This window comes from Paenibacillus hamazuiensis, assembly GCF_023276405.1.
GTDB lineage: Bacteria > Bacillota > Bacilli > Paenibacillales > NBRC-103111 > Paenibacillus_AF > Paenibacillus_AF hamazuiensis.
The window spans coordinates 5929006-5954753 of sequence record NZ_JALRMO010000001.1; the positions used below are offsets into that span (position 1 = coordinate 5929006).

The following is a 25748-nucleotide window of genomic DNA, read 5'->3' on the forward strand; positions in this document are numbered from 1 at the left end:
TCTTGGTCGATTACGGCTTTTTTGTCAATTCATAAGCTCTTACGGCTACGACCGCCGCCATCTCGCGGGTGGCCGAGTCGCGCGGCATAAACCGCCCGGACTCGCCGCCTTCCATCAGCCCTTTTTCCGCGACGGCCTGGATGTACGCTGCGGAGCCCGGGTACGCATCCGCCAAATCGGCGAATCCGCCCGCCCCGTTGCCGGAAGCTTCGAGCTTCAGCGCCCGGGCCAGCATGATCGCCATCTCCTGGCGCGAAATGGCTGCATCCGGAGCGAAGCGGTCCTCGCCGACTCCGCTTGCGATGCCTTTGGCGACAGCTTTCGCGACGTAACCCGCGTACCACGAGTCAACCGGAACGTCGGCAAACGCCGTTTTCGTCTCGGCCGAAGGCGCCTCGCCCAGCAAACGCAGCAGCATGGCTGCAAACTGGATGCGCGTCACCGGCTTTTTCGGCTCAAAAGCAGGAGCCGCCCCGCCCGTTCCTTCCATGATCCCGTAAACGGACGCTTTCTGCACGAACGGCAGCGCCCAGGATGCGATATCCGCCTGATCGGCGTATGCCGGCGCTGCCGGCTGCGAGGCCGGGGCAGCTTGAGCCGGGCCCGCAGGGTTCAGGTATGCCTTGTAAGCACCCAGCGCGAGCAAAGCCTGCTCGGTCGCCATCACCTCTGCGTCCCCGCCGCGCGTATGCGGGAATGCGCCGTTTTCCAGCTGCAGTCCGAGCAAGTAGGCCAGCATGCTTTTGCCGCCGGTCTTGAAGTGCAAACCGCCCAGTGGATCGTATCCGCTGACCGAAAGCCCCCAGATCACCTGGGCCGTGCTCTCGGCATTCTCCGTCCCTTCCAGCGCAAAACCTCCGTCCTCCGCCTGAACGGAGCCGAGCCATTTCACCGCTTTTTCCATGGCGTTTGCGACTTCCGTACGCTCTTTATAAGGGCTGAGTGCAGCCAACGCCGCTCCAGTCAAATCGGGATTCCCCGCCTCGCCTTTCACGAGAGGCCAGCTGCCGTCCGCATTTTGCACATCGAGTATCCACTGCAGTAGCTTCGCTGTCGTCCATTTCGCTTCGGCAGGCACGCGGTACGCCCCGCCGTTCAAGGCAAGCAGCGCGTAAATCGGACCGTTGCTTCCCTGCACTTCCATACGTTCGTTGTTATAAATACGCTCGATCAGATTGAACCCTCCGATCGATTCCGGATTGCCCCCTGCAGCCTGTACGCTGAGCGCCAATCTTTCGTAATCGGTGACGTTGCGGAACGTTCCGTTTTTCTCCTTCAGCATGGCCGCGACGCGAGACGTGTAATCGTCCGGAACGGCCGCTCCCGCCTTGCTTAGTGCGTAAGCGGACCAGTCGCTAAGCTCCGTTCCGTTCTTCAGCCACCCCGACGCGCGCTCGATAGCCTGGCTGATATCTTCAGCCGAATATCCTCTGTCCGCTGCCGGCAGTTTCGACTTATCGATAACGGCGAATTTCGTAAAATGGTTGACCATTCCGGTCACGACGCCCGTTTCGGCATCGATGACGGCCGGAATCGGAATCCACTCGTTCGTCTGCTCGTTCAGCCACACGAGCGCCCATTGATCGAGGTTATCCGCAGCGCTCGGCACTTTGATCGAAAGTTCCACCGGCATTTCAAAGGAAAGCCCCGCCGGCCCGAATTCGTACATAGGCGAGACAAGCTCGCTGCGTTTCGCTTCCTCCGCAGGAAGCTCGCTCACCTTCAATCCGGTTACTTTTTTAAGCGCGCCGGCCGGCACATTCAGCTGAACTTCCGCTTTTGCATCCGCCACCGTCGCAAAAGTATCGGCAAACACCAGCTTCTCGACGAACACCTTGTTGGATGCCAGCTCTTTGTGGAGCGATTCTGCGGCTGCCGCCGACATTTTCTTATCGGCATTCAGGACGACGGCAGTCTTTCCGAAGGCGCTGATCGGCTTCTTATTATCGTAGGAAAGCCCCAGCTCCTTGACCGCCTCGGTCAGCGCCGTACCGCCAAGTGCGGTCGCCGCCGCTGTGGTTGCCCCCGCTTCGCTCCGCAAATCGGTCCCGCCGTTCAGCGTATAACGCCAGGATACTTTATCTCCAGCTTTTAACGTGGCGGTAGCGGCTCCCGAGTTGAGGTAGCTGCCGTTGACCGCGTACATCCAACCGCTGAGCGGCCCCCGGTCGAACTCCTTCAGCCCGTCGATGCCCCGCACGTAAGCCGTCGGACCCGAACCGGACGACTCAACACGGTCCGCGCCCAACGCGCGAATCAACACGGAATATGCCGTATCGCCGCTGCGCAGCGCCATCGATGTCGAGACAATCGTCCCCATATCTTTGTCCCCGATGACGGTTAAATAGATGACCGGTTCGCTGCCTGTTCCCGTGCCGCCCGATTTCGGCAGAATGGTGATCGTCTGCGCCGTATGAACGACGGTCGGCGCCCCTCCGGCAGCATACCCGGAAATATCGAGCGTGAAGGTTCCTTCGGCCAGTCCGGCAAACGTTGCGACGCCCTGACTGTCCGTCGTCGCCGTCAAATCCCCGACTTTGACCAAAACCCCTGCGGCCGGAACCGGCGCATCAAAGCCGTTCGTTTTGGTCACCGTCACGGTGAACGATTCGTTCGCTTTCGGCTGCGCAGGATTCAGCGTGACCGAATCGATCAGGTACGTCGTCGGATTGTATTGCGCGTCGAATCCGCCGTAATAGATAACGGCTTCCTCGCCCGGTTGAAGCGAGTAATCCGCCATCCCCACCATCGGAATGACCCATTTGCCATCGCGATGGATGGCATAAAGCCAGGAATCGGCATCCGACCCGACCGATTTAATATATTTTCCGAAGCTGAAATTAACGATTTGGAAAGGGACCTGCTTCTCGGTCAGCAGCTGCTGGACGCTATCCAGCAAATTCGTGAAATAAGCTTTTCCGGACGCATGTGTCGCCGAAGAACCTTCGATCCGGACGATGGCCGGATCGGAAGGAAGCGAGCCGATCATCACCGTCGCGGAGTCCGTGACGATTTTCGGAGCCGTTCCGGTGCGGTATCCCGTTACTTCCGCCTTATACGTGCCGCCGGGAAGACCGTCCGGGAACAGCGCTATGCCTTGGGCGTCCGTTTCCACCTTTTTGCCGCCGAGCTCCACATAAACGCTGGATGCCACGGTTACGTCTTCCCGGTTGTACACCCAGTTCCACACCGACTGCTGCACCTTCACCTGGAACGCTTGGCCGGCCACCGGCAGCGCCGGAGTAACCTCGATCGACTTGACCAGCGCGGTATCATATCCGCTGTAGTACAAATAAATTTCGTCGCCGCTGCGCAGCTCGTAATCATACAAGCCGAGCATGTTGGTGTTGGTGTAATCCCATACGCCTTGTCGCTTGACGTTATAATACCAATAAGTGCCGCCGCTGCCGGAAATCCCGTTTACCGATAAGAAAAAATGCTCCGGCGTTTCTTCATATTTGATACCCGCAATTTTTAACACCTGGGTTACCGCCTCGTAAGCGGTCTTTGCCGTAGCGTAGCCATCGGCGATCACTTTGTCCGGCCCGACGACACGGACGGCAGCGTTCACAGCCCCGGTCGTTCCTCCATTGCCGGAGCTTAGGACGGCTTCATACGATCCGCTGTTGCCGCCGGTAAACGCCTCATAGGCGGCCAGCGCCATCAAGGACTGCCCGGTCGCTCCCGCGCCGGAAGGGCCGCCGGTCACATGGGCGAACCCGCCGTCGCTTTGCCGGTAGCTGAACAAATAGCTGAGCGGATTGCCGCCTGCCTTCGTAAAGTCCGTACTGCGGGCGTCGACGCCGGCGGCGGACAACGCCATGATCACCTGCGCGGCGCTCTCCGAGCTTTCGCCGATCCCCTTTTCCGAAAAACCGCCGTTCGTCAGTTGGACTGCCGACAGCCAGTCGACGCCTTCGTCAATCGCCTGCTGTACGCCGGGCAGCGATTTGTATGCGGACAATGCGCCGATGGCGGATGCGGTAATATCTACGCTGCTCACTCCACCGGCCGCAAGCGGCCAGCCGCCGTCCTCATTTTGTTGCTGGATCAGCCAGGCTGCGATTTTATCGGCGCTCCATTTCGCGTTTTGCGGAATGCCGTATGTACCGCTGCTCAGGGCAAGCAGCGAGTAAATCGCGCCGTTCGTGCCCTGCGCCGTCATCGCATCGTTATCATAAATGCTTTGGATAAAATTCAGCGTCGTCTTGCCGGCCGCAATCTGCTCCGGGTTGCCTCCCGCCGCTTTCACGCCCAGCGCAATCCGGGCATAGTCGGTGACGTTGCTGTAGCGGCCGCCGTTTTGCTCCAGTTGGGCGCTGATCGCCGCCAAATACGAGACCGGAACCGGCTTCCCGGCTTTCGCCAGCGCATAGGCGTCCCAGTCCGTCAACGCGTTTCCGTCCACGGTCATGATATAACGTGCCGCGTCCTCCATCGCTTGCGGGACCGTGATCTGCCCCTTACCCGCTTCGTCCGCATACGCAGACGGCGTCCCGCCCAGCACGGACAGCAGCAGGCACCAGCTCAGCAGGATCAGGCCGGTCTTTTTTAAATAGGTACATCTCTTCATGTCTTGCAAATTCCCCTCTCTTTGTTGATAGCCTAAGCGAACCGAACGAATTCCCCAAAGCGAAACGGGCCTTTGCAGCGCATTCCTGACACTTTGGGGGCCCCGCATAATTTCCTAAACAGCAAAAAAGGCATCCCGGAGAAAGGGATGCCGAAATGATGCGCTGACAAACTTGCAGGCGAAGAATGTTCCTGACAGGCAGTCGTTCCCCTCTCCTATGTTCGCGTAGGCGGCGGTTCTCCCGGATAGGCAGATATCCTGACTTTGCGGATCGTAGCTGCTCTTCCGTCTTCCCGCCTCCTTGTGGAGACAGTGACCTGGTGGAAGACGCTCCCCGCTTACAGTGGCGCGACCGTGCCGGATTTTCACCGGACTTCCCTGTTTGCCGAAGGCATGGAGCCGCCGGCTCCCTCTTCGACATCTATCCGAGTATATTCAATTATTTTAAAAGGATACCACGAACCTTGCGGGCCGTCCAACCTTTTTTGCAAGCCTCGACTCATTGGAAAAATAAACCGGGAAAGCGGGATAAAACGGCATTTTGCTCCGGTCACTTCTTGTCTGCTTGACATACTACTGCCTTCAAGGATATTATAGATCCAATAAGTCCCCGATTCAAGACTGGGGGACTTGGCCCACGCCGCTTTAAGTGCGGATGGTCGTTTATCGGCAGCCGGCATATGAGATAGGCTATAGCGGCGCCGGTGTCCGTTCGGGTTCATTGCGCGGACTCGCCTTCCGGGTCGATCTGCTCGGGATGTCTAATTATGGACATAAAGAGTCTTTAATATCCAATTATAAGGAGCTGATTATGATGGTTTACGATTGCGCAATTATTGGCGGAGGACCTGCCGGTCTCAATGCTGCCCTCGTGCTTGGCCGAGCAAGACGAAGTATCGCTTTGATCGACAACAACCGGCCGCGAAATGCCGTTACGCATGCGTCCCACGGTTTTATTACGAGAGACGGCATTACGCCGTCCGAGTTCCGCCGCATTGCTTACGAGGAGGTGCTCCGGTATCCGTCTGTCGATCATTTGCAAACCGAAATCGTTTCCGTTCGCAAGCTGGAGTCCGGGTTCGAGCTGCTCGATTCGTCCGACGTTCGCGTTCAAGCGCGAAAGCTGATTCTCGCGACGGGCGTCAAGGAGATATTTCCGGACATCGAAGGCTTTTACCCGCTGTACGGAAAAAGCTTGTTTAACTGCCCTTATTGCGACGGGTGGGAACTGCGGGACCAACCTCTTGTCGTCGTTTCCGAACTGCCGACCTTTTTTCACTCGGCCAAGCTGCTCTTCAATTGGAGCAAGGATTTGGTCGTCTGCACAAACGGCCGGGCGCCTCTGACGGATGAACAAAAAAAGCAGCTCCAAGCCAAAGGCATTGTGGTCATGGAGCAGCGTATTGCGGCGTTCGTCGGTCAAAACGGGCGCTTGGAGCATGTCCGGTTCGCGGACGGAACCGAGATTCCGCGGGCCGGAGGTTTCGTGATTCCCCGATTCGTGCAAAGCGTACCGTTCGCGGAGCAGCTCGGCTGCGAAACAACGCCTATCGGCGGGATTGCGACCGATGAATGGGGACAAACCCATATCCCCGGCTTATTTGTCATTGGAGATGCTGCGTACATCGGGCCCTCTCAATTGGTGCTTGCCGCGGCGTCCGGCAGCCGGGTCGCCATGAGGATAAATACGGATTTGTCGGACGAGGAGTTTGAGTGAGCCTTTAAGAATCAGTACCTGCCTATAAGTATCGGCCACCCTCATCGATCTTTTTAGCGAACTATAGGGGGCTGTCGATTAATCTTGCGTTTTTTGCTTAAATTGCGCCCAAAAGGGTAAACTTGTAGCGGGAACAGTAGTACGCCTTCAGACAAACCTAATGATTTAGGGATTTATGAAAGCCTGTGTCGACGCGAGTCCAACCGTGGCCGACGAACTCATACAACCGGCAAAACAAGACCACGGACACAGAGGGCGAAAAGCGGATGGGCCAAGCTACTTCCCCATTGTCGGTACGGCGACCGCTTTCCGCTCCAATTTCCAGAACACCCACAGCATATCGGCAAGCGCGAGCAGCCCCAGGACAAAATACACCGCCCCAAACGTGGTAGGTTGCCCGAGCGAGGTGAAGTTCAGCGAACTTGCGTCAAACTCGATCGCTTTGGTCAGGACGGAGCCGCTGATCGCCCCAGCCAAAAAGTTAACCAGGTTGTAAACCCCCATTCCAATCCCGGTTTGCTCCCTCGGCAGAGAAGAAGAAACGGCTTTGGCCAGCGACGCCTGCATGAAGGTGAAAGCCACATTGACGAAGGGTAAAGCGCAGGCGATGATCCAGGGCGATAAGCCGTTCACTGCCGATAAACAAAGCAATCCGAAGGCCAGCATCGTGAGTGCGACGTACAGCGTATACTTGCTGCCGCGCCGGTCGGCCAGCTGCCCGCCGACCCTCCCGAGCAGCGCGGCCAGCATGGCGGCCGGGAACAGTACGAAGCCGATCGTTTGCGCGTCTAGGTTGTACAGTCCTTTTAACATGATGGGAGTCAGCAGAAAAACGCCGAAAACAGTAAAAAATCCGGTAAAGCTGACGACCAGTCCGTTCACAAAGCCGGATATGTAAAACAGCCTGAGTTGAATGAACGGATTGGGCGATTTGCCGGTCCTCCAAAGAAACAGCGCGGTGAGAACGACGCTTCCTAGCAGCCACAGGGCGCTGAACTGCGTTACGGCCAGCATGAATGCCGCTACTCCGCCACCGAGCAGGGCGGCTCCGACCAAGTCGACTTTTTCCCCGGACCGAACCTGTTCCTCAGGAAGCGACCGGCGAATAAGCGGCAGCACGACCGGGGCGGCCAGCGAGATCAGGAACAGGTAATTCCAACCCAAATGGCCCGCGATAAAGCCGCCTATAATCGGACCGAGTCCAGAGGAAAAGGCGATCGTCGATGCGATGACGCCCATCACCTTGCCCCGCTGCTCCGGCTGAAAAAAACGGACCGGGATCAGCATCACAAGCGCCGGCACGCAGGAAGCGCCTGCGGCCTGGACGAATCGGGCTATTAATACGAGCGCGTAGGAATTTGCGAAAAAACCGAAGGCGGAAGCCGCCGCAAAAAGCAGCAAGCCGATCGTGATCAGCCTTTTCAGCGGGTATTTGTCGGCCAGCTTGCCGAAAAGCAGCGACCCGAGCGCGTAAATGACCGAATATCCGGTGACGATCCAGCTGACCGCCGAGGGGCTTAAGCTGAAATCGGCGGCAATATCGGGCAGCGCCACGTTGAACATCGTCGCATTCATCACCGAAAAGAACAGCACAAAGCACAGCGCCGTGACGAGGCGGCCGGACGCGGCCGCTCCACCGGCGGTTGGCGGTCGATTCGTACGGTTGTTCTCTCTCTCCACTCTCTACTCATCTCCCACAGCATTTTTTATATTTTTTCCCGCTGCCGCATGGGCACCTTCATTGCGCCCGACCTTGCTTCTCGAGGCAATATCGATGACATTCGACGGGACGGCAGCTCCCGGGGACAAAGCCGGCGCCGGCTTTCTCAAGGCGGACAGCCCGAATGGCATAAACACATTCTTCGACGACAGAGTCTGCCTGTTCCTGCGAAATCGTGTAGTTTTCCATAACAAATTTGACAAAAGCCCGACAGCTTGCATTCCGGTCCACGAACCCCGGTCCATCCTTTCCTTGACCGTATTATCCCACAAGATCCCGGCGGATGAAAATGGCGATGCCTCACAAAAAAACAAAAACCCGGCCTTGGTCTCCGCCAATGCCGGGTTTCGCCTAACCTGTCCCGTTTACTTCCCCTTGCTTTTCGCGTAAGCTTCATTCATCTCTTTCGTATAATCGTCGCCGCCGCTCTTCCTCCAGAGCTCCATGTCGGCTTTGTAGCCGGCTTCGTCGATTTTGCCGACGATAAATTTCGTCCTGGCGTCCTCGACGATCTGGTCGAGCTGCGTGCCCTTTTGCGTATAGGTCGGCGTCGTAAACGGTTCGCCCGGATTGTGAACGACGATTTTCTCGTTCGCTTTCTGCACCTCGAGCGATTTGGCCCGCAGCGGCGTGGCCGGCTTGAAGAGCTCCGGCGTCAGGTACGGGATCGAGGACAGCAGCTGGGTGATGTTTTTGTTGTTGATGTCCGGCGTCATCGGATCGGTAGCGAGCAGGATCGGAATCAGCTTGCCGTCCTCCACCTTGTAATGAACGCCTTCGAGGCCTTGGCTGATCAAAATTTGCATTTCCCTGTCGTTCGTCTTATCCAGGAAGGTCAGCACCTTCTTCAGATCGGCTTCCGTTTTGACGGCGGACTTCGAGATCAGGAACATGCCGTTATGTCCGGCCGTCGGCAGGTTGTGAAGGCCGGTCGGGCCGCTCACCGCGCCGATGATGTCGATGTAGCCCTTCGAATTGTTTTGCTTCATCTTCTCGTCGATTTGGTAGGAGCGCTCCGTCACGTCGATCGCTACGCCCGCCTGCCCGTTAACGATCGGGTCGTTCCACTTGGCCGAATCGTAAACCGCAAAGTCCGGGTTGACGAGCTTCTCGTCATACAGCTTTTTGAAAAACTTAAGCGCTTCCATATACTCCGGCGTCAAATGGGCCGGAATGAGCTTGCCGTCCTTCTCGCCCCACTTGTTCGGCGCTCCGAACCACGTTTGCATGATGTCCCAAGGCCCGCCGAAACGGGTGACGACCATGCCGTAGGTGTCGTTTTTGCCGTTTTTATCAGGGTCGTTGTAAGTGAATGCCTTCAGCATGTTGTAAAACTCGTCGATCGTCGTCGGTTCCCTCATGCCCAGGTTGTCGAGCCAGTCTTTGCGGTAGTTGATCCCCATCCTTCCGATCGGGCGGGTTACGTACAGACCGTAATATTTTCCGTTCACCGATGTATTGTTAAGAATCGTCGGGTTCGCTTTGCTGAGGTTCGGATAATCCTTAAGATAAGGGCCGATTTCCCAAAAAGCGCCGCCGTTAATGGCATTGGCCACCGCGGACATTTTCGCGTTATTGACAAACACCAGCGTAGGCAAGCTGCCGGACGCGAGCGCTATGTTCAGCTTGTCGCCGTAGTTGGCGTCGGGCGTGAACTGGAGGTCCAGCTTCACGTTGGTGTACTCTTCAATTTTTTTCCAAACCTTGCTTTCCGCCGTCGCCGAATCGTTGGTGTAGCTTTTCAGCATCACCGAGATCGGATATGGAGCCTCTTTGCCGCCCGTCGCTTTTGGCGCTTCCGTTTTCGCATCCGAGCCTGCGCCGCACCCCGCCAACATGGATACGGTTAATACCGCGCCGGTCGCAGCGGCAATTGTTTTTTTCTTGTTTGTCCAGGTCATTCCTTTTCCTCCCTTTAACGGTCTCCCAAAGTATACTTGTTTATGATGAAGCATGCACCGGCCGGCCGTCTTACCGATCCTTAAGGCCGCTGCCTGCAACAATCCGCATTATGAAAGGTCACCCTTTCACCGCCCCCAGCAGCACGCCCTTGGCAAAATGCTTCTGCAAAAACGGATAGACGAGCAAAATCGGCAGCGTGCCTACGACGATAACGGCCATTTTAATCGACTGGTCCGGCGGCTTCACATAGGTCGGATCATAGGTTCCTTGGTCGAGCGCTCCCGTTGCCAGCAGCACGATTTGTCTGAGCAGCACCTGCATCGGCCACTTTTTGGCATCGGTCAGGTAGATCAGCGCGTTGAAGAAATCGTTCCAGTGCGCCACCGCGTAAAACAGAGCGAACGTCGCGATCACCGGTTTGGAGAGCGGCAGCACGATGCGCCACAGCACGCCCATATCGGTGCAGCCGTCGATCCGCCCCGATTCGATCAGCTCGTTCGGAATTTCCTCGAAAAACGATTTGACGACAATCAGGTTAAACGCATTGATCGCCGTGGGCAGCATGACGGCCCAGTAGGAATTGAGCAAACCGAGATTTTTGACGACCAGGTAGGTGGGTATGATGCCGCCGCTGAACATCATCGTAAAGACGACCATTTTAACGAAGAAATTGCGTCCGACCATCTGCTTCCGCGACAGGGCGTAAGCCATCGTCAGCGTAAAAAACAGATTGACCAGCGTGCCGCCCGCCGTGATAAAAACGGATACCCCTAAGCTCCGCGGCAGCGCGTTGTCTTTGAAAACGTATTTGTAAGCGTTTAACGTAACCTCGTTAGGGATCAGAAAAAACGACCTGGCCCCGATCTCGAGATCGCTTGCGAACGAACCCGCCACGATATACATGATCGGAAGGAGCATGGCAAGGGCGATGACCGCCAGGATGACGCTGTTGGTCACCCCAAACACTTTTTCGCTGAAAGTCATATGGCGCGTATGCATAGGTCCCCTCTCCCCTTTCGTTCAGAATATCCCGGAGTGCCCGGCTCTTTTGGCCAAATAGTTGGATGTAAACACCAGCGTAACCCCGATGATCGCTTTAAATAATCCGACCGCCGTGCTGTAGCTGAATTGCCCCTGCGTGATGCCCACGGTGTAGACGTACGTATCGAAAACCTCGGCCACCGGCCGGTTCAGCGCGTTGGACATGAGCAAAATCTGCTCGAAGCCGCGGTCGAGAAAATTCCCCATCCGCAAAATCAGAAGCACGATGATCGTTCCGCGTATGGCCGGCAGCGTGATGTGCCAAATCTGGCGGAACCGGTTCGCGCCGTCCACGATGGCCGCCTCATATTGCTCCTGATCGACTCCGGCCAGCGCGGCGAGAAAGATGATCGTGCCCCAGCCCATTTCCTTCCAGATGCTCTGGGTGACGATCATCGGGCGGAACCAGCTTTCACTGGTGAGAAATTCGAATTTATGCCCGAACATCTTCAGCATCAGCTCGTTGATGACGCCTCCTTCAGTCGTGAGCAGCAGGTAGGTGATGCTGGCGACGATAACCATCGAAATAAAATGCGGAATGTATACGATCGACTGAATAAACCGTTTGTAGAAGGCGTTTCGAACTTCATTCAACATAAGGGCAAGTACGATCGGCGCCGGGAAAAAGAAAACCATATCGTAGAATCCGAGCAGCAAGGTGTTGCGGATTAAGCGGAAAAACGCCGGATCGGCGAAAAACAGTTTGAAATGGTCGAATCCGACCCATTCGCTGTTCATGAACCCGACGAAGGGCTGGTAGTTTTTGAAGGCCAGCAGCACCCCCCACATCGGAACGTACTTGAAAATAATAAAGTAGGCCAGTCCCGGCAGGAGCAGCAGCAGCAGGTGTCTGTCTCTTAATATTCGTGCCGGCAGCGTGCTTCGCTTCGCCCGCGCCGCGTTCGAAACGGACGTCATCGTTTGTTCGGGACCCAAAGCTTGACTCATGTTCTCACTCCTTCGTAATGCTGATAGCCTCACTGTAATCGGCTTGGAGTTTTCCTACAATCGGACTTTTTTAACGGGAGCAAAAGCGGCAAAACCCGCATGGTTATAGGGTGTTTGCACTTTTCTTTGGGTATTGGATAATTTTAATGGCAGCACTTCACCCCCTTAAATCTATGAACCACCCCCTAAATCCCCCTAAAGGGGGACCCCATGCGCCCCAAGCGCCCTGGACCCGCCCGCAGTACGGGAGTGCTCGCTGCTAGGTCGCGTCTGTCCGGCATGGATTTTGGGCTTTTCGCCAAAATCCTATGCCGGACACGCTTTACTTTTGGCGCGATGCCGGTGGAGGATGTGTGTGCCGCTGGCCCGCGTATGTTTGCCATGGTTTTGCTTTGCAAAACCTACGGCAACACGCTTTACCTTTGGTGCGGTGCCGGTAGAGAGGATGCGTGCCTCAGGACACGTTTGCTACACTGCGACACGGGAGAGCTAATGCGTAGCTCTCGATACGCATACTTCGGGTGCGACGTCGAAAGGGCATGTACATGCCACGAGCCGTACCATCCACCATAAAATGGATTTACTTCCACACTTGTAGACATGCGTCCACTCTTTGTATGTGCATATGGCATATCAATAGGAACATATACAGCGTACGCCCCAAGGAGAGTGGCAATTTTGAAATGTTTGAAAAAGAAATGTGCCGCGAGGAAAAAAAGCAGGCTTATACGTTCGTCGCGGAAATGGAGAAGGATGGGAAAACCCCGAAAAGCGGAATCGGGTGAAAATCGCAGCAGTCGAAAACGCCGGTCAAGAAGCGCCAGACCTCCCCGCAGCCGTTTGAAAAAGCGTCTTCACCGATGCGGGAATAAGGTTAGAAAGGGGTATCGTACATGGCCGGCGTGGCCGGCGAATGAATCCGAACACATTTCAGATACGTGGGGGGAGACCGGAGAGCCAGGACCGGGAGGGGATCACGGTCCGCGGGAAGTGCCGGGGCCGCCGGATGATCCGGGGCCGCAAGGTCCACGGGGAGTTTCGGGCAGCCCGGGATCAGCGGGAGCTCAAGGAGCGCCTGGACCCCCAGGCGATACGGGAGCCCATGGTGCGTCCGGGCCGCCAGGCGACACGGGACCCCAAGGTGCACCCGGGCCGCAAGGTGTGCCGGGAATTCCCGGGCCGCAAGGCGATACGGGAGCCCATGGTGCGCCCGGACCGCAAGGAGCGCGGGGAGTTCCCGGGCCGCCGGGCGACACGGGACCCCAAGGTGCGCCCGGGCCGCAAGGTACGCCGGGAGTTCCCGGGCCGCCGGGCGACGAGGGACCCCAAGGTGCGCCCGGTCCGCAAGGTACGCCGGGAGTTCCCGGGCCGCCTGGCGACACGGGACCCCAAGGTGCGCCCGGTCCGCAAGGTGTGCCGGGAGTTCCCGGGCCCCCAGGAGATACGGGACCCCAAGGTGCGCCCGGACCGCAAGGAGCGCAGGGAGTTCCCGGGCCGCCGGGCGATATGGGACCCCAAGGTGCGCCCGGTCCGCAAGGAGCGCAGGGGGTTCCCGGGCCGCCTGGCGATACGGGACCCCAAGGTGCGCCCGGGCCGCAAGGTGCGCAGGGACCGCCCGGAACCGTTATCGTTCCCGGAATCACGGTGGTTCCGACGGTAAACCGTTATTTTTATTTCCCGAGTTCAGATCTGAATTTATCGGTGCCGACCATCATTCCGGCCGGGCAGTTTACCGACGACGATGGAAATATGCCGCCAAGCTTCGCCGGGACCGGTCCGGACAGCTTCAACAATCTTTATATTAACGGTATCGTTCAGCCAGGCGGTTCGTACAACGTCAGTGCGTCCGGCTTGTCCTTCCCGGCTCAAAGCACTACGATTTATGCCGGAACGCCGGTCATTCTCGAAACGGTACAACTGGCCGCAAGTATCGTTACCTAGCAAATTTTGGTAGAATGCCCCTTACCTTTCTCTAGCACGCCGCATATATTGTGCTAGAGAAAGGAGGTGAGGAACGATGCCAATCGTAACCCCTTATCAAAACAGCCGAAGATTTACCTCCACCATCGGTTCGGGAACCGGGACAGGCGCGACGTTTGCAATTGCCGCTACGGCTTTCACCAACGATGCCGGCACTGCTGCAACGGCATTTCCCGCTACGTACAATTATTACAATCTTTATATTAACGGCCTCATGCAAACGGCGGATACGTCCAGCGTGACGACCACCACGATTACCATTCCCGGAGGCGATGTTCTGGATCCCGGAACCCCGATTGTGGTTCAGTTCGTCGTCTCCTAATCTCGCAATCACCTGTTCTTCGCCACAACCGGCTTCTATCACAGATAGAGGCCGGTTTCTTATTTTGCGGTTCCCGTTAGAGAGCGATGCCACTTTAGCGATGTGATTTTCTGCGGCTCATCTCCCGGTATTCGCTCGGGGTGATGCCTTCCTGTTTTTTGAAAATGCGGTTGAAATAGCTGTGCTGGTAGCCGACGCTGACCGCCACGTCGCCCATTTTCAGATCCGTCTCCCGCAGCAGCTCCTTGGCTTTGTCCATCCGAAGCTCGGTCAAATAGTCGATGAAGTTTTTTCCGGTTACCTGCTTGATCGATCTGCTCAGCACAACCGGATTCATGCCGACATGGTCGGCGCAGCTGTCGAGCGAAATTTCGTTCATGTAGTTGTTTTGCAAATAGATCAGAGCGGTTTCGACCGCTTTCTTGATCTGTACGTCGGCCCGCGCTTCGAGCTCCTGCATAAACGGCTGAATCACCTTGTGGTTGAACCAGTTCAGCATCTTTTGCGAGCCGCGGATTTGCGCAAGCTGCTCGTACAGATTGCTCGATTTGAACACGCGGACCGGGTCCATGCCGGAATGCCGGATCGTATGAAGGATGCTGCCGAGCAGCTGCAGCATGCTTTGCTGGACGTCGATTTCCTTCGCTCCCCGCTCCAGCAGCTCTTCCAGGAACAAAGCGACCAAGCTTTGCGCCTCCTGCCTCTGGCCGGTACGGATCATTTGCAAAATTTCCCGCTCGAGCGCAAACGGGTAACGAAGCTCGTTCGCATATGGCTCGGTCTTCAGCGATTCCAAATCGATGATCTGGTTTTCGCTGGCAAAATTGCGGTAGATGAGCGCTTCCCTCACTTCCTCGTAATGGGAAGGAACGTCCTTAATGGAGGAAGCCGGCCGGCCGATCGTAATGGAAACCTGCAGCTTCAATATATGATCGATCGCCTGCATCATTTCGCCGCACAGTGCCTCCAGCTCCTCCTTGTACGCCTGGCTGGAGGGTATCATGATGAGCAAGCCGACCGACAGATCGTGAAAGTTGATCATATTCACCTGCTCGAACCGGCCTTCGGCCAGCTCCTCAATGATGTTCGCAGCGGCAAAGGTGACCAAACCTTCGTCTCCTTGCGAGAACCGGCCTTCCAGATGCTCGAAACCGGTCAACTGGACATGCAGCACGAGAAACCGCCGGTCATCAACTTCCCAGCCGAAGTTTCTCATACGCTCGAGCAGTTCCTCTTCGGAATACGAATAAAGGAAGCCCTGAACGAGCTGAAGAAGAAAGCCTTCCTTCACATGAGGAAGCTGCTGCTCCAGCTTGTTCTGCAGCGCGGCGCTTTCCCGGGTCAGGTGGAGCCATTCTTTTTCGATCAAATTGAATTCGTCGTGATGGTCGGCCTGGCTTTTCGCAAACAGCCGGTCGCCTCCCAGCAGGCGGACGAGACGGTCGATCGGGGTATAAATTTTGTAGGAGGCCAGCCACGATAAAATAACGACAAGCAGCAGCGAAGCGCAGCTGACCGACAAAATAAGCTTGGAAATGAAAACGACCGGCTTGGTGATCACACTGATCGGCGAAGCGGAAACGTAAATCCAATCGGTGCCGATTCGGGAAAACGTCCCAAACGACACCGTATACGTGTTGTTTTCCCATTTGTACAAAAAGGACCCCGCTTTTATGCCTCTCTGGGCTACCTCCCGCTTCAAAGCTTGTTCAAAAGGATTCGCCCCTCCAATCCCCGTGCTCGACAGCAGCACTTCCCCGTTCATCTGCATCACAAACGTTTCCCCGACATTGTACGGAGTTAGCGTTTTCAAAAGAGCCGATGCCTTCTCCTTGTCCAGCCGAATGATCAACGTTCCGAACGGATAAGGCTCGGTTCCCGGTATTTTATGAACGAGGGCCAGATCCTGCTTCGCCGGTTCGTGCGGGTCTTCGGGAAGCTTCGTCCAAAAGACGAGTTTTTGATGCCCCAGCAGCTGATAATAGCTGTCAAAAACCGTCTGGTCCGTCACCACATCGTATTCTCGGCTAAACAGGTAGGGCTGCGAAACGTTCAAAAACAGCTCCACATTTTTCGCCAGGGGACTCGACCCTTTCATCACGTTGAGCGTCTTGATAATGTCTCGCGTCGTCTCGAATTCGCGCCCCAAATCGATCGTTTTCAGGTTCAAATTGAACTTCGGATCGAACGCCCAATGAGCCAAAGACGTCTCCAGATACGAAAATTGGTCGTCCAAATTGACCGCCCTCTGCATGATTTGATCCTCGTGCAGCTGCAATATTTCGTTAGCCAGTCGTCCCCCGGCGAGCCAGTAATATACCCCGCTCACGATAAGTCCGGGAATGCTGGAAATGATCAGAATCAGGATCAGGCTCCTGCGGAAAAATCTGCTTTTGACCAACAATCATCAACGCCCCTACGAAAGAATATGTCTTCTATTTGTTCGAGCAGGCAGGGTTTAATCCCTTCTGCCTGCCCGCGGCAGGGGCAATTTTCCTCTTGAATCTTACTATCCTTCCCGGGAACCCTATCTCTTCGCCCTCGCCTCCCAGATGTCCTGAACTTCCTTGAGCGTCTGCTCTCTGCTGTAAAGGCCGCCGACGTATTTTTGCAGCGGAAGCGCAAACTCGCGGTTGGCGCCGGACGGCCACAACGGGTGTATCCACGGAAGCGTTTTGTTGTTTTCGATATAGGCGCTCAGGTCGGAGGCCAGCGGGCCGAGCTCCTGCGACGGCTTCAGGTCGGTAAACGCAGGGTACAGCTTGAAGGAGTCGACCAAATACTTTTGCCCGTTCTGATGAAGCCACTCCAGAAACTTCTTGCTCTCCTCCATATGCTTGGAGTTTTTGTTGATCACGTAATACCCCGGCACGCCGACGGGCAGTTTCGTATCGTCCGGGTTGTCGGTGAGCGGAATCGCAAACATTCCCATGTTCAGATTCGGATTGATTTTCATGATCGAATTGATCGTCCATACGCCCTGCTGCATCATCGCCGTTTTGCCGGTCGCAAAATCGAAAAGTTGGCTGTCGTACGTGACGCCGACCGCCTCCTCGCCTTTTCCGAACTTCACGGTCATATCGAGCACATCGAAAAAGCCGTTCATCGCGGCCACGTCGGTTACTTTCCTCTCCCCTTTGTACAGCTTGTCAATCATCCCCAAGGCGTCCTTCTCATAGGCAAAAGGAAGGTTGAACAAATGCTGGCCGAGCACCCACCAAATGTTGTAGGCCTCGTTGTAGGAAAGAATGCCCGCCGCCTTCAGCTTTTCGTTGGCCTGCTTCAGCTCCGTCAGCGTAACCGGCACTTGCTCGATGCCCGCTTTGCGGAACAAATCCTTGTTGTAGACGAAGCCGTAGCCCTCGAAGGCGACCGGGAAACCGAACTTGCGGCCCTTTGCGGTCATGCCGGGCACGGCGGAAGGGGCCACCTTCTCCATCCACGGTTCGCGGCCCAGATCGGCCAAACGTTCGGACCAATCGGCAATATCGGTAAAAGATTGCACCATGAACACATCCGGTTCGTCTCCGGAGGCGAAACGGGTTTTCAGCAGCGTGGCCGAGTCGAACGACACTTCCGCTTCCAGGGTGACGTTCGGGTGCTCTTTCGAGTAATCGGCCGCCATCTGTTTGACTTTGTCGGTGATCTCGATTTTAAACTGGACCAGCTTCAGCGTAACTTTCTTGTCCTCCGCGTCCCTGCGCGCCTTGTCCACAGCTGCGTGCCGCGGCTCGCCGGCACCCGCGCATCCGGCAAGAGCGGCCGTCAAGAGCAAGCCGGCGCAAACGGCGGATAGCCGCTTTTTCATAGATGTACGCTCCCTTCGGTTCCTTCCGATTCCATTCGGTTCAGTGGTGCTTCGACTGCTTGCGGTACTGAAGCGGAGACAACCCGGTTTGCTTCTTGAACACCTTGCTGAAGTAGTTCTCATCGGCGTAGCCGAGCTCGCCCGAGATTTGCATGACGGACAGCTCCGTATGCTCCAGCAGCGATTTCGCCTTGTCCATGCGCACGTCCGTTAAATAGGTCACTACGGTCGTGTCGTACATTTCCTTGAATTTCCTCGCGATGTACTGCGGACTGAAATGAAACCGTTCGGATAATGCGGACAACGAAATATTCTCGTGAAAATTCCGGTGAATATATTGTCTGATCGCCTGAATCCCCTGACTTCCCGGCCCGTCGGGCGCACCTTCCTCGATAAGCGCCCACCAGCTTCCGATGACCGCCCGCTCCCATTCGCCCAGATCGCTGATCCACAGCGGGATCAGCATGTCACTCGGCTCCTTGCCGCCTCCTCTTGCCCGGTATTCGTAATGCAGCAGCAGGTTGGCTTCAATCGTGCACGCCTGCAGCTCCTTCAGCTTGAGATTTCCTCTTCGGCGCAGCGATTCCGCGAACGAACGGACGATTTCCGCGGCGTAAGTTTTGTCTTCGTTTTCCAGCGCTTTCTGCAGCAGCAGCTTTTGCCCGGCGAAGCTCGGCAGCTCGGGCACCGGCTTATCCACGCCCGCCGCGGGCAGCAGCTCGCACCGCAGAAGAGCGGCGCGCGCCGCGGCGACGGAGGCCGGCAGCTTATCCGCGTTCGCCGCGCTTTCGCATATACCGGTGAGCGTGTTCAGGCCGAGGGTCATCTTCCAGGCGCGAACGACCTTTTCCACGCTCCGTTCGTGCCCGGCGCCGTCGCAAGCCGCCGTGACCAGCAGCCACTGATCATCGCCGAGCCGGCACAAGTAATACGCGCCGCTGTCCTTCAGCATCTCGTGGGCGATATTGCTCAGCGCGAAGACGAACAGCTCCGCGTCGCCGTAAAACCGGCGTTCGACCAGCTCCGCCCGGTTTCCGGGAAGCAGCAGTGCGGCGCGCAGCCCGTGCTCCGGCAGTCCCACCTTGAAAAACAAGCTGCGGATGCCTTCATGGAAAGCGATCTCTCCCTTGAAGTACATCGCCAGCTTCTGCTCATGCAATAAGGAATCGGCCTGCCGCAGGCGATGCTCGTTTTCCCTGGCGAGACTTTGGCTGCTTTCCTGCTTGCTCCATTCGCCGATCGCCTTCTCCAGCGCCTGCTCGAGATCGAGCTTTTTAAACGGCTTGAGGATATAATCGACGGCACTCGCCTTAATGGAAGCGCGGGTATATATGAAGTCGTCATACCCGCTCACGACGATAATCTGGGTTCGAAAGCCTTCCTCCCTCACCTGCCTCAGCAGCGCCAGCCCGTCCGTTCCGGGCATGCTCATGTCGCAAAACATCACCGCCGGCCGGTGCGCGCGGATCAGCTCGACGGCCGTCTGTCCTTCTTCGGCGAACAGCAGCTCCGTGACGCCATATTTTTCCCAGTCGACCGCAAGCTCAATCCCTTCCCGCACATGGTCCTCATCGTCCGCTATCAGCACCTTCATTATCCTGTTCCTCCTTCGTCGCGAGGTCGGGTGACGGCTTCATGTGCAGCGCAATCACCGTTTCTTCGTAAGGTGTGCTGAACATATCCCATTCAAAACCGGGGCCGAAAAACAATCGGCACCGGTGCAGCACATTGACGAGCCCGATTCCGCCGTTCTGTCCCGATTGCAGTTGAAAATCGAGATATTCGCGGCGAATGCGCGCGATTTGCTCCGGGCTCATTCCTTTTCCGTTGTCAATGACGCGAATGCGCAGCTCGTCGTCCAGCTCCACGGCAACGTGCAGCGTGCCCAAGCCGCGCCCTCTCTCAAAGCCATGCACGATGCTGTTCTCCACAAGCGGCTGCAGGATCAGCTTGGGCACGTGCACCGGATAAGCGTTCTCGGCAATCGACAGCGTATAAGCGAGCTTGTTTTTGAAGCGCCCCGCCTGCAGAGACAAATAATGCTGGACGTGCTCGACTTCCTTTTGCAGAGGAACCACTTCCGTTTTCAGGTCCATGCTGTATCTCAGAATCGCTCCGAGCTCCGCGATCTTGTCGCTGATTTCCGGGGAACCGTGCCTGAGCGCCAGCGTGCCGATCGACTGCAGCGTATTGTACAGGAAGTGCGGATTGATCTGCGCCTGAAGCATTTTCAGCTGGGCGGTCGTCAGCTCGAGCCGGTTGCGGTATTCCCGGTTCATCAAATCGTCGATGCTGCGGATCATCGTTTGAAAACGGAGCTCCAGCACGCCGAGCTCGTCCTCCCGGCCCGAAGCGACATTGACGTTGAAATTGCCGGTCTCGACCCGGGCGATGCTTTGCAGCAGCCGTTTGATCGGCGCAATCGTCACAAACGACAAAATAAACGCAAACACGATGACAAAGCCGATGGCAATCAACTGGATCGCAAGCGACCGGTGCAGCGTCCGGTTCGCGGAATCGTCGATGGCCGCCCGCGGCACAAACTTGACTGCGGTCAGCGGAAGCCCGAGGAAGTCGGTTTTCACGTAGATGAATACGCCCTTCACTCCATGCAGCTCTCCGTCCTGCGCTCCCCGGTCAACGTCCGGAGACAGCGCCAGCTTCGGCTGCGACGTTTTATTTTCCGAAGAGTAGAGCAGCTGGTTGTCGCCCCGGATATACAAAAAGACGGCATCGCCCGCATAAGGGCCGGATTGCGATTGGATGAGCCGTTTGATTTCCCCCAGGCCGACGTACAGCGATACGACGCCGAGCACTTTGGGGCTGGGGTAGTCGATCAGCAGCTTGTGCATCGCCAGCACGTCTTCCCGGCCGAGCGAAGCCGCCTCATAGCTCATCTTTACGCCCCACCCCTCATCTTCCGTGCGCGGCACCGCCATCCGGTTATTTTGGATTTCTTCGGTGCTTATATTCGGATCCATCTTGTACAGCGTAAGGCCGTTTACCGCTGCGCTCATGAACCGGACGGCGCGAAATTCCGGGCGAAGATTGTAAATCGCATCCACTTGGTTTTTGATATAAAGCATCTGTAAGGGGGAAATTTCGGAGGCTCTAAGGTATCTGAGCAGCGTCTGATCCTGGTAAAACGAAACCGAAAGGCGGCTTAGCTCGTTCAAATATTTTTTGACGTTGTCCATGTTGACGTCCATCAGGTTCTGATTCAGCTCGATCACTTGATTTTCCACGGAATCGGAGGTTGATTTATATGAAAATACGTTAAAAAGCGAATAAGGAATGACCGCTGAAATCAGCATGCCGACGAGCAGCTTGGCAAACAAGCTTCTTTTGAGCCACTTCATGATGACTGACCTCAGCTCCTTTTCTCTAAAGACAAAGAAGGTAACCGTGCCGCTGGAAGACCGACATGATTACCCGCCCGTATCTTAAAATTACCCTTTCACCGCGCCTGACGTCAATCCCGAAATGATTCTCCGCTGGAACAGCAGCACCATGACGATAAGCGGCAGTGTCACGATGACCGAAGCGGCGGAAATATCCCCCCACGGAATGTCGTGCTCCCCCGGAAACATCGCAATGCCGACAGGCACCGTTCTCATGATGTCCTTGGACATAAAGGAAAATGCAAATAAAAATTCGTTCCACGCGCCGATAAACACGAGAATGGCGGTCGTGAACATGCCCGGCGCGGCGAGCGGGATAATGACTCTCCAGAAGGCGCCGAGCCGGCTTGTGCCGTCGATGCGGGCCGACTCCTCCAGCTCCGCGGGAATGTCTTTGAAGAAGCTCGCCAATATCCAGATCGTCAGCGGCAGCCCGTGCGTCGTGTAAGGCAGGATCAACCCTTCGAACGTATTCAGCAGGTTAAAATCCCGCAGCAAAATATAAAGCGGACTGAGGATCGATATCGCCGGAAACATCGATACCGAAAGCACGAGCATCAGGATGAGCTTTTTCCCCCGAAACTGCAGGCGCGCCACCGCATAGGCGCAAAGAGCACCCATGACGATGCTGTACAGCGTCGTCGCGGTCGCCACGATCAGGCTGTTTTCGAGGTATATCGTGAACGGATGCTTCGTAAACGTCGAGATGTAGCTGCCGAAATAGACCGGCGACGGGAGCCAATCCGGCGGCATTTTGTACAGCTGGTCCGGCGGCTTGAGCGACGTATTGATCTGCCAGAAGAAGGGAAACATCACGATGACGACGAAAGCCCACACCGCCGCGTAAAAAAAGGTTATTTTGGTGCGCTGTAGTAGCATGAATATCCCTCCTATCTCTTCTCGATGTCCACCTTGAGCACTTTGATGTAAAAGAAGCTGATCAGCAATACGCAAACAAACGTGATGACCGAAAGCGCCGAGCCTTTGCCGAAGTCGAGATAACGCATCAGTGTCGTCTGCGCGTACATCGACAGCGTTTCCGTCGAGTTCGCCGGCCCTCCGCCGGTCATGACGAAGACGATGTCAAACACGCGGAACGCATCCAGCGTCCGGAACAACAGCGCGACAAGTACGGCCGGCTTGACCAGGGGCACCGTAATTCTGATCATCTGCTGCAGCCGCGTAGCCCCGTCGACTTTGGCCGCTTCGTAAATGTCCGCCGGAATCACCTGCAGGCCCGCCAATATAAGCAGCGCCATAAACGGCGTCGTTTTCCAAACGTCGGTCACGATAATCGACCAAAGCGCCGTCTCCCTGCTGCCGAGCCAGGCGATGTAGTGATCGAGGATGCCAATCTTCACGAGCAGATCGTTGATCACGCCGAGCTGGTCGTTAAACATGAACTTCCACATCATCGCCGATACGACGGTAGGGATGGCCCACGGGACGAGCACCGCCGCCCGCACGATGCCGCGGCCGACGAAGCTGCGGTTGATCAGGATCGCAATCGCGAAACCGAGCACGAGTTCAAGCAGCACGGAGAAAAACGTAAAATAAAGCGTGTTCCACAAGGACGCCCAAAACCGCACATCGCCGCTTAAAGCCGCATAATGCGTAAACCCTACGAACGGTTTGCCCAAATACGGCATATTTAATTTCAGCTCATGCAAGCTGAGCCAAATCGTATTCAATATCGGATAAAGCGCAAACAGCCCGATCGTCAGCATTGCCGGAGCTACCAGCACGTAAGCGAGCAAAGACTCCTGCCGCCGGCCGTTCAAAAGCTTTTTGCCTGCAGCCGCCGTCTCTTTTGTCATGACCGCCGAGTTCCCCTCCATGTCCAAAACCTCCCCGTCTGTTGAAACCAAAGCCCCGGTTATCCCGAAAATGAACCTCGCCTAATTCCCCTGCAGCTCCCCGATTGAAAACAGGGACGGCCCGGCCAAGAGGAAGAGCCATCCCCGCCTCGGAACGCTATTTTTTATATTTTGCCAGCAAATCGCCGATTTCTTTCTGCATGTTCTTTACCGCCTGATCCGCCGGCTGCGCTCCCGTAATCGCCTTGTGCACCTGGATTTGCATCACGTCGGAAATTTGCGGGTAAATCGGCGATACCGGACGCGGCTTGGCGTTCATAAACACGTCGTACATCGACTCGAAGTGCGGGTTCGCCTTCAGCACGTCGGCGTTTTTGAACAGCGCCTTCTTGATCGGAATGCGGCCGCCGTTCACGGAAGCGAACGTTTGCGCTTCATCGGAGGTCAAAAACTTGATCAGCTTCACGGCCGCTTCCTTCTTCTCCTTCGAAATATTCACGTTGATCCCGAGATTCCAGCCTCCGAGCGTCGCCGCCGGATTTTTCCCGGAAGGACCTACCGGCATCGGCACGATGCCGACCTTGCCTTTGACCTTGGAGCCTTCTCCTTGCGCCGCTGCCCATGCGGACGGCCAATGCCTCAGGAAAACGGACTTCCCTTCGGTAAAGACGGTGCGCGCATCGTCTTCGATGTAGGTGGTGATGCCTTTCGGCACGAGGTCCGACTGCGTCAGAGCCGCGAAGTTTTTGATGGCTTCCACCGTATTCGGAGAATCGAGCACCACTTTGTTGTCCGGGGTCAGCACGTCGCCGCCGTTGCCCCAAATATACTCGAGCACGTTGCACACTAGCCCCTCATACTGGTTCGCCTGGTACACGACGCCGAATTCCGTGCCGCCCTTGCCTTTCAGCGTCTTGGCGATGTTCATCAGCTCGTCGAACGTTTTCGGCGGCTGCACGCCGGCTTCTTCCAAAATATCTTTGCGGTAGTACAGCAGCCCCGCATCCGTGTAATAGGGCAATCCGTATAATTTGCCGTTATAGGTGTTCCCCGCGATCGGCCCCGGCAAAAACTTGTCCAGCTCATCTTTCGTGAAATAGCTGTCCAGCGGCTCCAGCCATTGCGAAGCGCCGAACTCGGGAGGCCAGATGATGTCGATATTCATAACGTCGATGCTCGTATCTTTGGAGGACAGCTTGGTGACGTAGTCGTTATGCTGCGCGTCGGATTTTTGCGGCATCTCCATCACGTTGACCTTGATGCCCGGGTTTTTCTCCTCGAACATCTTCGCCAGCTTCGGGCTGACTCCGGTCGCATCTTTGCCGAACGACCACGTGAGCGTAATCTCTTTTTGCGCGGCCGGCTGCCCTTGGTCGTTTGTTTTCGGCGCAGGCGCGGAAGCCGGCGCTTCGCTTCGGCTGCACGCTACCAGCGTAGACATGAGGGACAAAGCGAGCAAGGAAGACGTTGCGGTTTTCAGACCTTTTTTCATAGGTGACCTCCTGGTTTAACGATAGTGGCTTCCAATGGCGCGCCGTTGTAACCGTTATCATTTTATCGGGCGCGGCTCCATTGCTGATCCTATTGTATAAACTCGACCCGCTCACCGTACAGGGAATATCCTCTATGAAAAAGGGAGATTTTTAACCGTAATTGTGCCCCCTAAATCCCCCCACTGGGGGGGACCCCAGGCTTCCGAAGCCGGCTTTGCTCCGCAAAGCCCTCAAGGCGCTCGGGCGCCCTGGACCCGCCCGCAGTAAGGGAGTGCTCGCTTCTAGGTCGCGTCTGTCGGGGTATGGCTTTTTTACCTTCGGGTAAAAAGCCTATACCCCGACACGCTTCACTTTCGGTGCGATGCCTAAGAAGCAAATGCGTGCCTCGGGCTCGCGTTGGCCCGCCATCGTTTTTGCTTCCGCAAAAACTTATGCCGGGAACGCTTTACTTTGGGTGCGATGCCTAAGGAGCAGATGCGTGCCTCGGGCACGCCTTCTTTCGGTGCGAGATCGGGAGCGGGGCTGCCTGGCGTCTATCTAAACGGACATCAGATCCGTTATTTCGGGAAAAACGCCTCATTTCCACATCTTTCGGACATGAGATCCGTTATTCACCGAAAGAGCGTCACGGGCTTGGCATTTTCGGGCTATTAACGCACCCTGTGTCCGTTTTGACGTTCAAACGCGCCATTTTCGTCAAATAACGGACCTATTGTCCGGAAGAGTAGCTCCGGCCCCACGACACCATGCGACGTTTACGAGTCGGAGTCTTCCCCATCGTTCATAACCTGGTTAACCAAATTTTGCGTTGCATCCGCCGTGGTGTCTGCGGCATGCTCCACTGCTCGTTGGACGTAACTCGCCGCTCCCTGAAAAGCGTTTTGATCCACATCCGCTTTGCTAGTATCAGCGCCGTTATGCGATTGATTGTTGTCGTCCATCCCTATTTCTACACCTCCGTGTGATTGGTTTCTTGGTAATTTTTCCAAATGCGAGGCTCGTTATTCGCCGACTAAAAAACCGCCC

General features: G+C 56.2%; 17 protein-coding genes and 1 riboswitch. Of the genes, 4 read left to right on the forward strand and 13 right to left on the reverse strand.

Translation table 11 applies throughout. The features are described 5' to 3' along the window. Positions 1 to 10 precede the first annotated feature (10 nt). Positions 11 to 4573 (reverse strand): S-layer homology domain-containing protein, encoded by a 4563-nt coding sequence (locus MYS68_RS25770; protein WP_248928592.1) that lies wholly within the window; start codon positions 4571 to 4573, stop codon positions 11 to 13. A gap of 231 nt (positions 4574 to 4804) precedes the next feature. Continuing rightward, positions 4805 to 5011, reverse strand: a riboswitch (cobalamin riboswitch). 376 nt (positions 5012 to 5387) lie between these two features. On the opposite strand from MYS68_RS25770, the gene MYS68_RS25775 reads away from it, so the two are divergent. Continuing rightward, positions 5388 to 6290, forward strand: a complete 903-nt coding sequence (locus tag MYS68_RS25775) for an NAD(P)/FAD-dependent oxidoreductase (protein ID WP_248931014.1) — start codon at positions 5388 to 5390, stop codon at positions 6288 to 6290. Between the two features lie 276 nt (positions 6291 to 6566). On the opposite strand, the gene MYS68_RS25780 is transcribed toward MYS68_RS25775, so the two are convergent. After that, positions 6567 to 7970: an MFS transporter gene (locus MYS68_RS25780; protein ID WP_248928593.1), complete on the reverse strand. Its 1404-nt coding sequence runs from the start codon at positions 7968 to 7970 to the stop codon at positions 6567 to 6569. 94 nt (positions 7971 to 8064) lie between these two features. On the opposite strand from MYS68_RS25780, the gene MYS68_RS25785 reads away from it, so the two are divergent. Then, complete coding sequence (locus tag MYS68_RS25785) at positions 8065 to 8400, forward strand: hypothetical protein (RefSeq protein WP_248928594.1); 336 nt, start codon at positions 8065 to 8067, stop codon at positions 8398 to 8400. Here the strand turns inward: MYS68_RS25785 and MYS68_RS25790 are convergent. The 3 genes from MYS68_RS25790 to MYS68_RS25800 all read right to left on the reverse strand — a co-directional run bounded on the left by MYS68_RS25790 (position 8376) and on the right by MYS68_RS25800 (position 11901). After that, positions 8376 to 9911 carry an extracellular solute-binding protein gene (locus MYS68_RS25790; protein ID WP_248928595.1) on the reverse strand — a complete coding sequence of 512 codons (1536 nt, stop codon included), beginning with the start codon at positions 9909 to 9911 and terminating at the stop codon, positions 8376 to 8378. The genes MYS68_RS25785 and MYS68_RS25790 overlap by 25 nt on opposite strands. Before the next feature lie 118 nt (positions 9912 to 10029). After that, on the reverse strand, positions 10030 to 10911 hold the full coding sequence (locus tag MYS68_RS25795; protein WP_248928596.1) for a carbohydrate ABC transporter permease: 882 nt from the start codon (positions 10909 to 10911) through the stop codon (positions 10030 to 10032). Between the two features lie 21 nt (positions 10912 to 10932). Continuing rightward, positions 10933 to 11901 carry an ABC transporter permease gene (locus tag MYS68_RS25800; RefSeq protein ID WP_420852160.1) on the reverse strand — a complete coding sequence of 323 codons (969 nt, stop codon included), beginning with the start codon at positions 11899 to 11901 and terminating at the stop codon, positions 10933 to 10935. Positions 11902 to 13062: 1161 nt separating this feature from the next. Here MYS68_RS25800 and MYS68_RS38935 point away from each other — a divergent pair. After that, on the forward strand, positions 13063 to 13842 hold the full coding sequence (locus MYS68_RS38935) for a DUF4183 domain-containing protein (protein ID WP_248928597.1): 780 nt from the start codon (positions 13063 to 13065) through the stop codon (positions 13840 to 13842). 76 nt (positions 13843 to 13918) lie between these two features. Next, complete coding sequence (locus MYS68_RS25810; RefSeq protein ID WP_248928598.1) at positions 13919 to 14203, forward strand: DUF4183 domain-containing protein; 285 nt, start codon at positions 13919 to 13921, stop codon at positions 14201 to 14203. 94 nt (positions 14204 to 14297) lie between these two features. On the opposite strand, the gene MYS68_RS25815 is transcribed toward MYS68_RS25810, so the two are convergent. The 8 genes from MYS68_RS25815 to MYS68_RS25850 all read right to left on the reverse strand — a co-directional run bounded on the left by MYS68_RS25815 (position 14298) and on the right by MYS68_RS25850 (position 25663). Next, positions 14298 to 16604: a helix-turn-helix domain-containing protein gene (locus MYS68_RS25815; protein ID WP_248928599.1), complete on the reverse strand. Its 2307-nt coding sequence runs from the start codon at positions 16602 to 16604 to the stop codon at positions 14298 to 14300. A 126-nt stretch (positions 16605 to 16730) separates the two neighbouring features. Continuing rightward, positions 16731 to 18011 (reverse strand): ABC transporter substrate-binding protein, encoded by a 1281-nt coding sequence (locus MYS68_RS25820; RefSeq protein ID WP_248928600.1) that lies wholly within the window; start codon positions 18009 to 18011, stop codon positions 16731 to 16733. 40 nt (positions 18012 to 18051) lie between these two features. Beyond that, positions 18052 to 19605: a response regulator transcription factor gene (locus MYS68_RS25825; RefSeq protein WP_248928601.1), complete on the reverse strand. Its 1554-nt coding sequence runs from the start codon at positions 19603 to 19605 to the stop codon at positions 18052 to 18054. Then, positions 19580 to 21370 carry a cache domain-containing sensor histidine kinase gene (locus MYS68_RS25830; protein ID WP_248928602.1) on the reverse strand — a complete coding sequence of 597 codons (1791 nt, stop codon included), beginning with the start codon at positions 21368 to 21370 and terminating at the stop codon, positions 19580 to 19582. The genes MYS68_RS25825 and MYS68_RS25830 overlap by 26 nt, the downstream gene beginning before the upstream one ends. Before the next feature lie 90 nt (positions 21371 to 21460). Then, on the reverse strand, positions 21461 to 22291 hold the full coding sequence (locus MYS68_RS25835; RefSeq protein ID WP_248928603.1) for a carbohydrate ABC transporter permease: 831 nt from the start codon (positions 22289 to 22291) through the stop codon (positions 21461 to 21463). Between the two features lie 11 nt (positions 22292 to 22302). Continuing rightward, positions 22303 to 23250 carry a carbohydrate ABC transporter permease gene (locus tag MYS68_RS25840; RefSeq protein ID WP_248928604.1) on the reverse strand — a complete coding sequence of 316 codons (948 nt, stop codon included), beginning with the start codon at positions 23248 to 23250 and terminating at the stop codon, positions 22303 to 22305. Between the two features lie 136 nt (positions 23251 to 23386). Beyond that, entirely contained in the window at positions 23387 to 24721 is a 1335-nt protein-coding gene (locus MYS68_RS25845) for an ABC transporter substrate-binding protein (RefSeq protein WP_248928605.1), read from the reverse strand. Positions 24722 to 25477: 756 nt separating this feature from the next. Further along, complete coding sequence (locus MYS68_RS25850; protein ID WP_248928606.1) at positions 25478 to 25663, reverse strand: hypothetical protein; 186 nt, start codon at positions 25661 to 25663, stop codon at positions 25478 to 25480. Positions 25664 to 25748 lie beyond the last annotated feature (85 nt).

Bases quoted from the DNA above. Each gene is read 5' to 3' on its own strand.
- MYS68_RS25770 (WP_248928592.1), bottom strand. From the start codon at position 4,573: ATGAAGAGATGTACCTATTTAAAAAAGACCGGCCTGATCCTGCTGAGC.
- MYS68_RS25775 (WP_248931014.1), top strand. From the start codon at position 5,388: ATGGTTTACGATTGCGCAATTATTGGCGGAGGACCTGCCGGTCTCAAT.
- MYS68_RS25785 (WP_248928594.1), top strand. From the start codon at position 8,065: ATGACATTCGACGGGACGGCAGCTCCCGGGGACAAAGCCGGCGCCGGC.
- MYS68_RS25790 (WP_248928595.1), bottom strand. From the start codon at position 9,911: ATGACCTGGACAAACAAGAAAAAAACAATTGCCGCTGCGACCGGCGCG.
- MYS68_RS25795 (WP_248928596.1), bottom strand. From the start codon at position 10,911: ATGCATACGCGCCATATGACTTTCAGCGAAAAAGTGTTTGGGGTGACC.
- MYS68_RS25800 (WP_420852160.1), bottom strand. From the start codon at position 11,901: ATGAGTCAAGCTTTGGGTCCCGAACAAACGATGACGTCCGTTTCGAAC.
- MYS68_RS25810 (WP_248928598.1), top strand. From the start codon at position 13,919: ATGCCAATCGTAACCCCTTATCAAAACAGCCGAAGATTTACCTCCACC.
- MYS68_RS25820 (WP_248928600.1), bottom strand. From the start codon at position 18,011: ATGAAAAAGCGGCTATCCGCCGTTTGCGCCGGCTTGCTCTTGACGGCC.
- MYS68_RS25825 (WP_248928601.1), bottom strand. From the start codon at position 19,605: ATGAAGGTGCTGATAGCGGACGATGAGGACCATGTGCGGGAAGGGATT.
- MYS68_RS25830 (WP_248928602.1), bottom strand. From the start codon at position 21,370: ATGAAGTGGCTCAAAAGAAGCTTGTTTGCCAAGCTGCTCGTCGGCATG.
- MYS68_RS25835 (WP_248928603.1), bottom strand. From the start codon at position 22,291: ATGCTACTACAGCGCACCAAAATAACCTTTTTTTACGCGGCGGTGTGG.
- MYS68_RS25840 (WP_248928604.1), bottom strand. From the start codon at position 23,250: ATGGAGGGGAACTCGGCGGTCATGACAAAAGAGACGGCGGCTGCAGGC.
- MYS68_RS25845 (WP_248928605.1), bottom strand. From the start codon at position 24,721: ATGAAAAAAGGTCTGAAAACCGCAACGTCTTCCTTGCTCGCTTTGTCC.
- MYS68_RS25850 (WP_248928606.1), bottom strand. From the start codon at position 25,663: ATGGACGACAACAATCAATCGCATAACGGCGCTGATACTAGCAAAGCG.